The organism is Streptomyces sp. Je 1-332 (assembly GCF_040730185.1).
Lineage (GTDB): Bacteria > Actinomycetota > Actinomycetes > Streptomycetales > Streptomycetaceae > Streptomyces.
Map to the genome: position 1 here is coordinate 4,157,487 of NZ_CP160402.1, position 12,199 is coordinate 4,169,685.

11 protein-coding genes are annotated in these 12,199 nt (G+C 67.9%); 5 read left to right on the top strand and 6 right to left on the bottom strand.

Annotation, left to right across the window (positions count from 1 at the left end):
• The first annotated feature begins 35 nt into the window (after window positions 1–35).
• From ABXJ52_RS18810 to ABXJ52_RS18830, 5 genes are read left to right on the top strand one after another with little or no spacing between them, the layout of a single operon-like run.
• Window positions 36–725 carry a class E sortase gene (locus tag ABXJ52_RS18810; RefSeq protein WP_367043750.1) on the top strand — a complete coding sequence of 230 codons (690 nt, stop codon included), beginning with the start codon at window positions 36–38 and terminating at the stop codon, window positions 723–725.
• Window positions 676–918, top strand: a complete 243-nt coding sequence (locus tag ABXJ52_RS18815; RefSeq protein ID WP_367043751.1) for a hypothetical protein — start codon at window positions 676–678, stop codon at window positions 916–918. The genes ABXJ52_RS18810 and ABXJ52_RS18815 overlap by 50 nt, the downstream gene beginning before the upstream one ends.
• A 2-nt stretch (window positions 919–920) precedes the next feature.
• Window positions 921–1,568: an aminodeoxychorismate/anthranilate synthase component II gene (locus ABXJ52_RS18820; protein WP_367049124.1), complete on the top strand. Its 648-nt coding sequence runs from the start codon at window positions 921–923 to the stop codon at window positions 1,566–1,568.
• Window positions 1,565–2,890: a class E sortase gene (locus ABXJ52_RS18825; RefSeq protein ID WP_367043752.1), complete on the top strand. Its 1,326-nt coding sequence runs from the start codon at window positions 1,565–1,567 to the stop codon at window positions 2,888–2,890. Before ABXJ52_RS18820 ends, ABXJ52_RS18825 begins: the two co-directional genes overlap by 4 nt.
• A gap of 24 nt (window positions 2,891–2,914) precedes the next feature.
• Entirely contained in the window at window positions 2,915–3,709 is a 795-nt protein-coding gene (locus ABXJ52_RS18830; RefSeq protein WP_367043753.1) for a class E sortase, read from the top strand.
• A 114-nt stretch (window positions 3,710–3,823) separates the two neighbouring features.
• Here the strand turns inward: ABXJ52_RS18830 and pknB are convergent, their stop codons facing one another.
• From pknB to ABXJ52_RS18860, 6 genes are all read right to left on the bottom strand, one after another.
• The gene (gene pknB, locus ABXJ52_RS18835; RefSeq protein WP_367043754.1) at window positions 3,824–5,830 is read right to left on the bottom strand and encodes a Stk1 family PASTA domain-containing Ser/Thr kinase; all 2,007 of its coding nucleotides are present in this window, start codon (window positions 5,828–5,830) and stop codon (window positions 3,824–3,826) included.
• A gap of 168 nt (window positions 5,831–5,998) precedes the next feature.
• Window positions 5,999–7,462, bottom strand: coding sequence for a penicillin-binding protein 2 (locus ABXJ52_RS18840; RefSeq protein WP_367043755.1), 1,464 nt, complete (start codon window positions 7,460–7,462; stop codon window positions 5,999–6,001).
• On the bottom strand, window positions 7,459–8,886 hold the full coding sequence (locus ABXJ52_RS18845) for an FtsW/RodA/SpoVE family cell cycle protein (RefSeq protein ID WP_367043756.1): 1,428 nt from the start codon (window positions 8,884–8,886) through the stop codon (window positions 7,459–7,461). Before ABXJ52_RS18845 ends, ABXJ52_RS18840 begins: the two co-directional genes overlap by 4 nt.
• A gap of 26 nt (window positions 8,887–8,912) precedes the next feature.
• On the bottom strand, window positions 8,913–10,526 hold the full coding sequence (locus ABXJ52_RS18850; RefSeq protein ID WP_367043757.1) for a Stp1/IreP family PP2C-type Ser/Thr phosphatase: 1,614 nt from the start codon (window positions 10,524–10,526) through the stop codon (window positions 8,913–8,915).
• Window positions 10,527–10,612: 86 nt separating this feature from the next.
• Window positions 10,613–11,140, bottom strand: a complete 528-nt coding sequence (locus ABXJ52_RS18855) for an FHA domain-containing protein (RefSeq protein WP_367043758.1) — start codon at window positions 11,138–11,140, stop codon at window positions 10,613–10,615.
• A gap of 10 nt (window positions 11,141–11,150) precedes the next feature.
• Window positions 11,151–12,041 carry a DUF3662 and FHA domain-containing protein gene (locus tag ABXJ52_RS18860; protein WP_367043759.1) on the bottom strand — a complete coding sequence of 297 codons (891 nt, stop codon included), beginning with the start codon at window positions 12,039–12,041 and terminating at the stop codon, window positions 11,151–11,153.
• Window positions 12,042–12,199 lie beyond the last annotated feature (158 nt).

A 12,199-nucleotide genomic window follows, 5' to 3' on the forward strand; every position in this document is an offset into this window, starting at 1 on the left:
GCCTGTGGAGTAAGCCGCTGGGGGAGCCTGTGTCGGTGCGAGTGCTGTTGAGAACGTTCAGCGAACTGTGCATCACCGTCGGCACGTTGATCGTGCTCTTCGTGGCGTACGTCCTGTTCTGGACCGGTGTGAAGGCCGACAACGCCATGGACAGCCAGATCGACACCCTGCAGGACCGGTGGGCGCAGGGTTCGGTGCCCTCCGGGACGGACGACAAGCCCACCGAGAGCACTCCGAAGAAGCCCGGCCCCTACGAGGACGGCAAGCCCTTCGCCGTCATGTACATCCCGCGGCTTGGTTTCACGTGGAACAAGCCGGTGCTCCAGGGCACCGGAACCGAAACCCTCAAGAAGGGCCTCGGTCACTACGGGGACACCGCGCAGCTCGGCCAGAAGGGCAACTTCGCCGTGGCGGGCCATCGCCGTACCTACGGAGACCCGTTCAAGGACTTCCCGAAGCTGCGGCCGGACGACGCCGTGGTCCTGACCGACGGCACCACGTGGTTCACGTACCGCATCGACAACAAGCCCTACAAGACGCTGCCCGGCGACGTAGGGGTCATCGACGCGGTACCACGCAAGTCCGGATACGACGGGCCGGGCCGTTACCTCACCCTTACCACCTGTGAGCCAGAGTGGGGTCACAGCCACCGGTTGATCGTCTGGGCGCACCTCGATGGCACCCAGCCCGTCGAGGCCGGGAAACCGGAGGCACTGCGCCGTTAGTCTGGTGCCGTACGGCTACGGAAGGGACGGCATGTACGGCTGGATCTGGCGGCATCTGCCGGGAAACGCATGGATTAGGGCACTGCTTTCGCTGGTGCTCGTCTTCGCTGTGGTCTACGTGCTCTTCCAGTACGTCTTCCCCTGGGCGGAGCCGCTGCTTCCCTTCAACGATGTGACGGTGGACGGCCAGTGAGCATCGTCGGGCGGCCGGGCCGCATCCTCGTGGTCGACAACTACGACAGCTTCGTCTTCAACCTCGTCCAGTACCTCTACCAGCTGGGCGCCGAGTGCGAGGTCCTGCGCAACGACCAGGTCGAGCTGCGGCACGCGCAGGACGGCTTCGACGGCGTCCTGCTGTCCCCGGGACCCGGCACGCCTGAGCAGGCGGGCGTCTGCGTCGACATGGTGCGTCACTGCGCCGACACCGGGGTGCCCGTGTTCGGCGTCTGCCTCGGCATGCAGTCGATGGCGGTGGCGTACGGCGGAGTGGTGGACCGGGCGCCGGAATTGCTGCACGGCAAGACGTCCCCGGTGGTCCACGACGGCAAGGGCGTCTTCGCCGGGCTGCCGTCGCCGTTCACCGCGACGCGCTACCACTCGCTGGCCGCCGAGCCGGCCACGGTTCCGGCCCAGCTTGAGGTGACCGCGCGTACGGACGACGGCATCATCATGGGCCTGCGCCACCGTGAACTGCTGGTCGAGGGCGTGCAGTTCCACCCCGAGTCGGTGCTCACCGAGCACGGTCACCGCATGCTCGCCAACTGGCTGGTCGAGTGCGGGGACACGGGAGCCGTTGGCCGATCGAGTGGTCTTGCCCCGGTGGTGGGCAGGGCCACGGCGTGACCGCCTTGCGTCCCGAGCGCGATTCCTCCGGAGTTCCGTACGACGAGCAGTACGCGTCGTACGGGGAGCCCGGGGCTTTCGAGCAGCCAGGGGCGTTCGAGGCGGCTGTCGATCACCTCGCCGATCCGCTGACCGACCCGCTGCCGGGTCAGCGGGGGCAGCATCCTTCGCCGTGGTTCCGCAGCGGGCCTGCCGAGCCGCAGCCGCAGCCGCATCCGCAGCTCCAGGAGCAGGAGTGGTACGACCCCGAGGGGTACGCCCGCGACTGGCAGGTTGAGCAGCAGCAGCAGCAGCAACAACAACAGCAGCAACAGCAGCCGCAGGAACCGACGTACGAGGAGCTGTACGGCGCGTACGCCCCGCGACGGACCGCGCCGCCGGTGTACGAGCCGATAGCGGAGGCCGCACAGCCCCAAACCCAGCCCCACACGCAGCCTCCGGTCGACGACGAAACCGTCGGGCTGCGGACCTCGGACACCCGCCGAATAGTCGAGCCCTCCGCGTACGAGCCCGAGCCGGAACGCCCCACGGGAGGCCGGGCCGCCCGCCGCAAGGCCGCCAAGAAGGGCGCCCCTCAGCAGCCCGCCTCAACAGCGCCCGCCGCCCCCCTCTCCCGCGTGGAGGCACGTCGCGCCGAGCGTGCCCGTAAGCCCTCCGCGGGCGCCGTGGCGAGCCGGGGAATCGGTGAACTGTTCATCACCGTCGGCGTCCTGATGCTGTTGTTCGTGACCTACCAGCTGTGGTGGACGAACATCCGCGCCAACCAGCAGGCCGACGGCGCGGCCAGCGACCTCCAGGAGAGGTGGGCGAACGGCAAGGGCAAGCCGGGCGCCTTCGAGCCCGGACAGGGCTTCGGGCTCCTGCACATCCCCCGCCTCGACGTGGTCGTGCCGATCGCCGAGGGCATCGACAAGTCGAAGGTCCTGGACCGCGGCATGGTCGGCCACTACAACGAGGGCGGCACCAAGACGCCCATGCCGGACGCCAAGAAGGGAAACTTCGCGGTCGCCGGGCATCGCAACACCCATGGTGAGCCGTTCCGTTACATCAACCAGCTCGAACCGGGCGATCCCATCGTCGTCGAGACGCAGGACAAGTACTACGTCTACAAGATGGCGAGCATCCTGCCCCAGACCCAGCCGAGCAACGTCTCGGTGATCGGGCCCGTTCCGCCGGGATCGGGCTTCACCAAACCGGGCCGGTACATCACACTGACCACCTGCACCCCGGAATTCACGAGTAAGTATCGAATGATCGTCTGGGGCAAGATGGTCGAGGAACGACCGCGCAGCAAGGGCAAACCGAGCGCGCTCGTCAACTAGAACGGTGAGAACGGGGCAGATCCAGTGGCAGCCACGACCGACCACGACGAGGAGCAGGCCGGGAAGCGGACCGGGGGGCGGACCGACGAGCAGGCCGATACGCAGGAGAAGCAGGCCGAAGCGCCCGCGCCCGCCCGCACGCGACGGCCACGGGGACGAGGCCCCATCGCCACGGCGGTCAGCGTCTTCGGCGAACTCCTCATCACCGCGGGCCTGGTGCTCGGCCTCTTCGTCGTCTACTCCCTGTGGTGGACCAACGTCGTCGCGGACCGCGAGGCGCACAAACAGGGCGACAGGGTGCGCGACCGCTGGGCGGGCGGCCCGGGGGACCTGAACACCAAGGACGGCATCGGCTTCCTGCACGTGCCCGCGATGGGCAACGGCGACATCCTGGTCAAGAAGGGCACGAGCAGCAAAGAGCTGAACAACGGCATCGCGGGTTACTACCAGGACCCGATCAAGTCGGCCCTTCCCCAGGACAAGGAAGGCAACTTCACGCTGGCCGCGCACCGCGACGGCCACGGCGCGAAGTTCCACAAGATCGACAAGATCAAGAAGGGCGACGCGATCGTCTTCGAGTCCCGGGACAAGTGGTACGTGTACAAGGTGTACTCGACGCTGCCCGAGACCTCGAAGTACAACGTGAAGGTCCTGAACCCGGTCCCGAAGGAATCAGGCGCGAAGAAGCCCGGCCGCTACATCACCCTGACGACGTGCACGCCGGTCTACACGTCCAACTACCGCTACGTGGTGTGGGGCGAGCTGGAGCGCATCGAGAAGGTCGACAACAAGAGGACGCCGCCGGCCGAGCTGGAGTGAGGCCGAGCCGGAGCGAGCCCGGCGCCGCGTATGAAGAAGGGCCCCGGACACCGCCAGGCAGGCGGTGTCCGGGGCCCTTCTTCGTGTACTGAACGAGGACGGGCCCGGAAGGGGCTAGTCCTCGTTGTTGCGGGAGAAGCCGGCGTTGCCTCCGATGAAGCCTCCGCCGTCCTCCCCGCCGTTGCCTCCGCCGTTGTCGCCCGGGTTGCCGCCCGCCGTGGTCAGGTTGATCGCGGTGTCGGGTGCGACCTGCTGACCCGCGGGCGGATCCGAGAGGACCACGAGGGCCTCGTCATCCTGCGGACCGGTGATGGTGCCGACCGTCAGACCGGCGTCCTCGACCGCCTTGCGGGCGTCCTTGAGCTTCTGACCGGTGAGGGCCGGGACGGATGCCTGCTCGGCCTTCTTGGCGACCTGCAGCTTCACCGTCGAACCCCGGTCGGCCTGGCTCTGCGGGGTGAGGCTCTGCGAGATGACCTTGCCGGCCTCGACCGTGTCGCTCTCTTCCTCCTCGCAGGTGCCGACGAGGTCATTGGACTCCAGCTGCGCCTTGGCCTCTTCGCAGGTCTTGCCGGTGACGTCGGGGACCGTGGCCTTGTCGGCCTCCTTGGCCACCTCAAGGGTGATCTTGCTGCCCTTCTCCACCTCGCTGCCGAAGACCGGGTCCGAGTCGAGGACCTCGTCCGGCGTACCGGAGGACTCCACAGGCTTGATATTGACGTCGAACTGGTACTTGGGGCTCTCGAGCTTCTTTGTGGCGGTGTCGACGTTCAGGCCGATGACCTTGGGCACGGAGACCTTGGGCGCCCCCGTGGAAACCGTCACGGAGATCGTGTCGCCCTTGTTGACCGTCGCGTTGGCGCCCGGGTCCTGGGTGCAGATCTCACCCTTCGGGTACTTCTCGCACGGCTTGTGCTCGGAGGCGTCGAGTACGAGATCCACGTTCTTGGCGGACTTCTTGGCCTCCGCCAGCGTCTCACCGACGAAGTTCGGAGCCTTGATCGAGTCGTTGCCGCCACCGCCCCCGGTGAACGCCCACTTCCCGATCAGGATCGCGCCCACCAGGACCAGCAAGCCCGCCACGATCAGCAGAATCGTAGAAGTGTTGCTCTTCTTCTGTCGGCGGCGCGAATGATCGTCATAGCCGTCGTCCGGGCCGACCGGCGGCATCATCGACGTCTGGCCGCCCCCGCCGTTCTGCGGGCGCAGCATCGCCGTCTGCTGGTCGTCCGGGTGGCCGCCGTAACCGACCGCACCCATGGCCGCGGTGGCCTGGACGGGCTGGCCGTCGAGGCAGGCCTCGATGTCGGCGCGCATCTCGTCGGCCGACTGGTAGCGGTAGTCCGGGTCCTTGGTGAGGGCCTTCAGGACGATGGCGTCCATCTCGGGCGTGATCTCGCCGTCGAAGACGCTCGGGGCCTGCGGTTCTTCCCGTACGTGCTGGTAGGCGACCGCCACCGGGGAGTCCCCGACGAAGGGCGGGCGCACCGTGAGGAGCTCGTAGAGCAGGCAGCCGGTCGAGTAGAGGTCGCTTCGCGCGTCCACCTGCTCGCCCTTGGCCTGCTCCGGCGAGAGGTACTGCGCCGTGCCGATGACCGCCGCGGTCTGCGTCATCGTCATCCCGGAGTCGCCCATGGCGCGGGCGATACCGAAGTCCATGACCTTGACCTGGCCGTTGCGCGTCAGCATGACGTTCGCGGGCTTGATGTCGCGGTGGACGATGCCGTTGCGGTGGGAGTACTCCAGGGCCTGGAGGATGCCGATGGTCATCTCCATGGCGCGCTCGGGCAGCAGCTTGCGCCCGGAGTGCAGCAGCTCACGCAGGGTGGAGCCGTCGACGTACTCCATCACGATGTACGGGATCGAGACCCCGTCCACGTAGTCCTCGCCGGTGTCGTAGACCGCGACGATCGCAGGATGGTTGAGCGAGGCGGCCGACTGGGCCTCACGGCGGAACCGGGCCTGGAACGACGGGTCACGCGCGAGGTCGACCCGCAGCGTCTTCACCGCCACGGTGCGCCCGAGGCGGGTGTCGTGCGCGAGGTAGACCTCCGCCATCCCGCCTCGGCCGAGCACCTGACCCAGCTCGTACCGCCCGCCGAGGCGACGCGGCTCTTCCATAGCTAATCCAGCCCTCTCCGTCAGTCCCGACCGCACCCTTGTGTGGTCCGGCGGTGTGCTGTCCGGGCATACCGTACCCGGCTCGCCTTACGTGACCCGGCCACGACCGTCACCCGATACAGGACCGGTATCGCAACGTGCACTGATGTGAAGAGGCCGTGACGGGGGTCACTTCTTGCTGTCCAGAACCGCCTTCATCACGTCCTTGGCGATCGGGGCGGCCAGACCACCACCGGAGATGTCGTCGCGGCTGGCCTTGCTGTCCTCGACGACCACGGCGACGGCCACCGGCGAACCGGAGTCGGTCTTGGCGTAGCTGATGAACCAGGCGTAGGGGTTCTCGCTGTTGTCGACGCCGTGCTGGGCCGTACCGGTCTTGCCGCCGACGGTGACGCCGTCGATCTTGGCGTTGGTGCCGGTGCCGTCGTTGATGACGGTCTCCATGATGTCCTGGAGCTTTTGGGCGTTCTCCTCGGACAGCGGCCGGCTCATCTCCTTGGGCGCGTGCTTCTCGATCACGTCGAGGTTCGGCGCCTGCAGCTCGCTGACCATGTACGGCTCCATCAGCTTGCCGTCGTTGGCGATGGCCGAGGCGACCATGGCCATCTGCAGCGGCGTCGCGGCCGTCTCGAACTGGCCGATGGAGGAGAGCGCGGTCTGCGGCCTGTCCATCTTCTTGGGGAAGACGGAGGCGTTCGAACGGACGGGCACGAACTGCTCTTCATTGAAGCCGAACTTCTCGGCCGTCTCGAGCATCTTGTCCTTGCCGAGGTCCGAGCCGATCTTGCCGAAGACGGTGTTGCAGGACACCCGCAGCGCGTTACGCAGCGAGGCGTTCTTGCAGGGAATGTCGCCCTCGTTCGGCAGCGGCGTCTGGGAGTCGGGCAACGTCCAGGGCAGCGGGGACTCGGTCGGCGCGTCGACGTCCTTGTACAGATCGTGCTCGAGGGCCGCCGCGGCGGTGACCGCCTTGAAGGTGGAGCCGGGCGGGTAGGTCTCGCGCAGGGCGCGGTTGAGCATCGGCTGGTCTTTGTCCTTGTCCAGCTTCCCGAACTCCTCGGCCTCTTCGTTCGTGTTGCCCGCGAAGGTCGAGGGGTCGTACGAAGGAGCGGAAGCCAGGGCCAGGATCGCGCCGGTCGACGGGTCGAGCGCGGCGACCGCGCCCTTGCCGCGGCCCTTCAGACCGTCGTACGCGGCCTTCTGCGCGGCCGCGTTCAGGGTGGTGACGGCGTTGCCGCCCTCCTTCTTCTTGCCCGTGATCATGTCCAGGCTGCGGGTGAAGAAGAGCCGGTCGTCGTTGCCGGTGAGGATGCCGTCCTCGATGGACTCGATCTGCGTGGCGCCGATGCGCTGCGAGGCGAAGCCGGTGACGGGGGACCACATGGGCCCGTTCTTGTACGTCCGCTTGTACTTGAAGTCACCGCTGCCGGCCTCTTTGGACCCGGTGATGGCCTTGCCGTCGACGATGATGTCGCCGCGCGGCTGGGCGTACCGCTCGATGGAGACGCGGCGGTTCTTGTCGTGCTCGGCCAGCGTGTCGGCCTGTACGTACTGAAGCCAGTTGTCCCTGGCGAGCAGGGCGAGGACGAGCAGCCCGCAGAAGACCGCGATCCGGCGCAGGGGCTTGTTCACGGTCGGACCACCTGCGTCATTTCGGCGTCGGGGTTGGGGGCGGGAGCCGGTGCCGGGCGGCGGGCGGTGTCGCTGATGCGGATGAGGATCCCGATCAGCGCCCAGTTGGCGATCACGGAGGAACCGCCGTTCGCGAGGAACGGCATGGTCATACCGGTCAGCGGGATCAGGCCCATGACGCCGCCGGAGACGACGAACACCTGGATCGCGAAGGCGCCGGACAGGCCGATCGCCAGAAGCTTGCCGAACGGGTCGCGGGCGGCGAGCGCGGTGCGTACACCGCGCTCCACGATCAGCCCGTAGATCATCAGGATCGCCATGACGCCGGCGAGACCCAGCTCCTCGCCGAAGGTGGCGAGGATGAAGTCGGAGTTGGCGGCGAAGCCGATCAGGTCGGAGTGGCCCTGGCCGAGGCCGGTGCCGAGTACGCCGCCCGAGCCGAACGCCATCAGGGACTGGGCGATCTGGTCACTGCCCGTCGAGGCGATGACGGCGTCGGAGAAGGGGTTCAGCCAGGCGTCCACACGCTCCTGCACGTGCGGCTCGAACGTGGCCACGCCCACGGCGCCGACCGAGGACATCACCAGACCGAACACGATCCAGCTGGTGCGCTCCGTGGCGACGTACAGCATCACGACGAACATGCCGAAGAACAGCAGTGACGTACCGAGGTCGGTCTCGAAGACCAGGATCAGGATGGACATCGCCCAGACCACGATGATCGGACCGAGGTCACGGCCACGCGGCAGGTAGATGCCCATGAAGCGGCGGCTGGCCAGGGCGAGCGCGTCGCGTTTCACCATGAGATAACCCGCGAAGAAGATCGCGATGACGATCTTCGCGAACTCACCGGGCTGGATGGAGAATCCGCCGACGCTGATCCAGATCCTTGCGCCGAAGACGTTCATGCCCAGACCCGGCACGAGCGGCAGAAGCAGCAGGACGAGTGCGGCGACCATGGAGATGTACGTGTAGCGCTGCAGGACGCGGTGGTCCTTGAGCAGCAGCAGCACGCCCACGAAGAGCGCGATGCCGATGGCCGAGTACATCAGCTGCTTCGGCGCCGAAGGGCTGAAGGAACCGGTTGCCGCCTTGGCGAGGGCCTGCAGTTTCTCCGACTGGTCCAGGCGCCAGATGACCACCAGACCGAGGCCGTTGAGCAGCGTCGCGAGCGGCAGCAGCAGCGGGTCCGCGTAGGGCGCGAACTTGCGCACCACGATGTGGCCGACGGCAGCGAGCAGCCCGATGCCACAGCCGTAGCCGAGCATGCCGGGCGGCAGTTCGCCGTCGATCGCAAGGCCCACGTTGATGTAGGCGAACAGCGGGATGACGACGGCGAACGCGAGGAGCGCGAGCTCGGTGTTGCGCCTGCTCGGCGCTCCGATCGCGCCGATGGTCGACGTGTGTGTAGTGCTACTGCTCATGGCGTGCAAAGGCCCCCAACGGCTGCTTACTGCTTACCGCACAGTGGGACCAGCTTCTCCTCGTCCTCGGAGAGGCTGGGGCCGGGTGTGGGAGTCGGTGCGGTCTTGGACTTGTTCTTGTCGGTCGAGCTGTTCTTCTCGTCGGTCGAGTCGCTCGGGTTGTTCGGGTCGTTCTTGTCCGCCGGGTCGGTCGGATTGTCGGTGGGCGCCTTGGCCGAAAGGCCGGTCGTGCCGCCCGCCTCACCCTCGCCCGGCTTGGCGTTCTCGCGCTCGGCCTCGCGGCGCTCGGCGTCCTTCTCACAGGCGGATGCCTGCAGGCCGAGCTCCTCGATCTTGCTCTTGGCGTCGTCGAGATTCCCCTCGGGGATCGTCCCCTCGACCTGCTTGCGCTGGTACGGCGGCAGGTACTTGAGTTCGATCTCGGGGTGGTTCTCCTCGACCTTCGACAGGCTGACCCACGCCAGGTCCTGGTCGATGCCGCGGTACAGGGCGACGTTCTCGTCGTTCGTGCCCACGTAGTACTGGGTCTGGGTCCAGCGGTAGCCGCCGTACAGGCCGCCGCCGATGACCGCCAGGGCGAGCACGGTGTAGAGCGATCTCTTGAGCCACTTGCGGCCGCCGCCGGGCTTCACGAAGTCCTCGTCGCTGTACGCGCCGAAGCTCCCCTCGGGGGCGTAACTCGCCGTGTCGCCGCTGCCGGGCGGCCCGAAGCCGCCTCCGGAGGGCTGCGGCGGCACGGGGCGGCCGAGACCGGAAGCGCGGCCCGCGGGGGTCTGCATGGCGCCGTCGTCCTGCGCCTGGAGCTGGTTCTCCGCGACCGCGCCGACGACCACCGGGGTGTCGGAGAGCTGGCCCGCGAGGGTGTCGCCGCTGTCGATGTCCAGGACATCGGCGACGATCACCGTGATGTTGTCGGGGCCGCCGCCGCGCAGCGCGAGCTGGATGAGCTCCTGCACGGTCTCCTGGGGGCCCTGGTAGCTCGCGAGGGTGTCCTCCATCGTCTGGTGGGAGACGACGCCGGAGAGACCGTCGGAGCAGATCAAGTACCGGTCACCGGCGCGGACCTCGCGGATGGAGAGGTCCGGCTCGACATGCTCACCACTTCCAAGGGCGCGCATCAGCAAGGAGCGCTGCGGGTGGGTGGTGGCTTCCTCTTCGGTGATCCGGCCCTCGTCGACCAGGCGCTGCACCCAGGTGTGGTCCTGGGTGATCTGCGTGAGGACGCCGTCCCGCAGGAGATAGGCGCGCGAGTCGCCCACGTGTACGAGACCGAGGCGCTGTCCCGTCCACAGCAGCGCGGTCAAGGTCGTCCCCATGCCCTCGAGCTGGGGGTCCTCCTCGACCATCAGGCGCAGCTGGTCGTTGGCGCGCTGCACGGCCGTGCCGAGCGACGTGAGGATGTCCGACCCCGGCACGTCGTCGTCGAGGGTGACGAGCGTCGAGATCACCTCGGAGCTCGCCACCTCACCCGCGGCCTGGCCCCCCATGCCGTCGGCGATCGCGAGGAGACGCGGACCGGCGTAACCGGAGTCCTCGTTCCCCTCCCGGATCATGCCTTTGTGCGATCCGGCGGCGAAGCGCAAAGACAGACTCATGCGCACCTCGCCCGTCGGCTCCGGGTACATCCGCACGGTGCCCACCCTCCGGTCGGGAGCGCGCCGGCGTCCAGTGTCTGGACCGCCGTTTCGGCTCGCTCGCTCCGCTCGCGCTCTGTCATGACGTAGTACTACTTCCGCAGCTCGATGACGGTCTTGCCGATGCGGATCGGCGCGCCCAGCGGAACGGGCGTCGGGGTGGTGAGTCGGGTCCGGTCGAGATACGTGCCGTTGGTGGACCCGAGATCCTCGACGATCCACTGGCCGTCACGGTCCGGGTAGATCCTGGCATGCCTGCTGGACGCGTAGTCGTCGTCCAGGACGATCGTCGAATCGTGCGCACGGCCCAGCGTGATCGTCTGGCCCTGCAGGGCGACCGTCGTGCCCGCGAGGATCCCTTCGGACACGACCAGCTTGCTGGGGGCGCCACGGCGCTGCCGGCCGCCGCCCTGCTGCTGGCGCTGGGGAGGCGGTGTGGCGGCCGCCTGCTGTTGCTGGCGTGCGGACTGCTGCGGTCGCGCGTTCTCACGGCGCGAGCCGCGCTGTGTGACGCGCGTACCGAACAGGTCGCTGCGGATGACCTGGACGGCCACGATCACGAACAGCCACAGAACGGCTAGGAAACCCAGCCGCATGACCGTCAGGGTCAGCTCTGACATTGCCCCCGCTTCACCCTTCGGCTTGCCGGTAAACGATGGTGGTTTGGCCCACGACGATCCGCGAGCCGTCGCGGAGCGTAGCGCGGGTGGTGTGCTGCCCGTCTACCACGATGCCGTTGGTAGACCCGAGATCCTGGATCGTCGAGGGCGTTCCGGTCCGGATCTCACAGTGCCGGCGCGATACGCCGGGGTCGTCGATCCGCACATCGGCGTCGGTGCTGCGTCCCAGCACCAGCGTCGGGCGGGAGATCTGATGGCGATTGCCGTTGATCTCGATCCAGCGCCGCACCTGCCCACCCGGAAGAGGTCCCGCGCCGGGCCCCTGAGGACGGCTCGGCACCGGTGCCGGCCCGCCCGCGTGGCCACCCGGGGGCGGCGCCGTGGGCATGGGGGGAGGGCCTGCGGGCTGGGCGGGCTGTGGATAGCCGTAGCCACCGCCTCCGCCCGCGGGGGGCCTGGCGGGGCTGTGGCCGGCGCCCGCGGGGCCCGTGGGGGCTGCCGGGGCGCGCTCGGGGCTCTGCGAGGTGCTGGACGCGAGCGTGCGGCTGCGCACCCGGTACAGACCCGTGTCGAGATCCTCGGCCTTCTCCAGATGGACCTTGATGGGGCCCATGAAGCTGTACCGCTGCTGCTTGGCGTACTCGCGCACCATCCCGGACAGCTCGTCGCCGAGCTGTCCCGAGTAGGGGCTCAGCCGCTCGAAGTCGGGCGCGCTGAGCTCCACGATGAAGTCGTTGGGGACGACGGTCCGCTCGCGGTTCCAGATCGTCGCGTTGTTGTCGCACTCGCGCTGCAGGGCGCCGGCGATCTCGACGGGCTGGACCTCGGACTTGAACACCTTGGCGAAGGTGCCGTTGACGAGACCTTCGAGTCGCTGCTCGAACTTCTTCATGACTCCCATGGGGCACCTCCTCCGTCGTAGTCATCCTGGTACTGCTTACTGATCGTATCCACGCACCGGGAAATCGGCTGGTTCCCCCTGTCCGCCCAGTCGATGAGTGTCGCCTCTCACAAGGCATGCCCGCACCAGGGCTCCGGGATCCTTCCGGGCTCCTCTCA

Coding starts and splice junctions, on each gene's coding strand:
- ABXJ52_RS18855 (WP_367043758.1), bottom strand. CDS start 11,140: ATGTCAGAGCTGACCCTGACGGTCATGCGGCTGGGTTTCCTAGCCGTT.
- pknB (WP_367043754.1), bottom strand. CDS start 5,830: ATGGAAGAGCCGCGTCGCCTCGGCGGGCGGTACGAGCTGGGTCAGGTG.
- ABXJ52_RS18845 (WP_367043756.1), bottom strand. CDS start 8,886: ATGAGCAGTAGCACTACACACACGTCGACCATCGGCGCGATCGGAGCG.
- ABXJ52_RS18860 (WP_367043759.1), bottom strand. CDS start 12,041: ATGGGAGTCATGAAGAAGTTCGAGCAGCGACTCGAAGGTCTCGTCAAC.
- ABXJ52_RS18815 (WP_367043751.1), top strand. CDS start 676: ATGGCACCCAGCCCGTCGAGGCCGGGAAACCGGAGGCACTGCGCCGTT.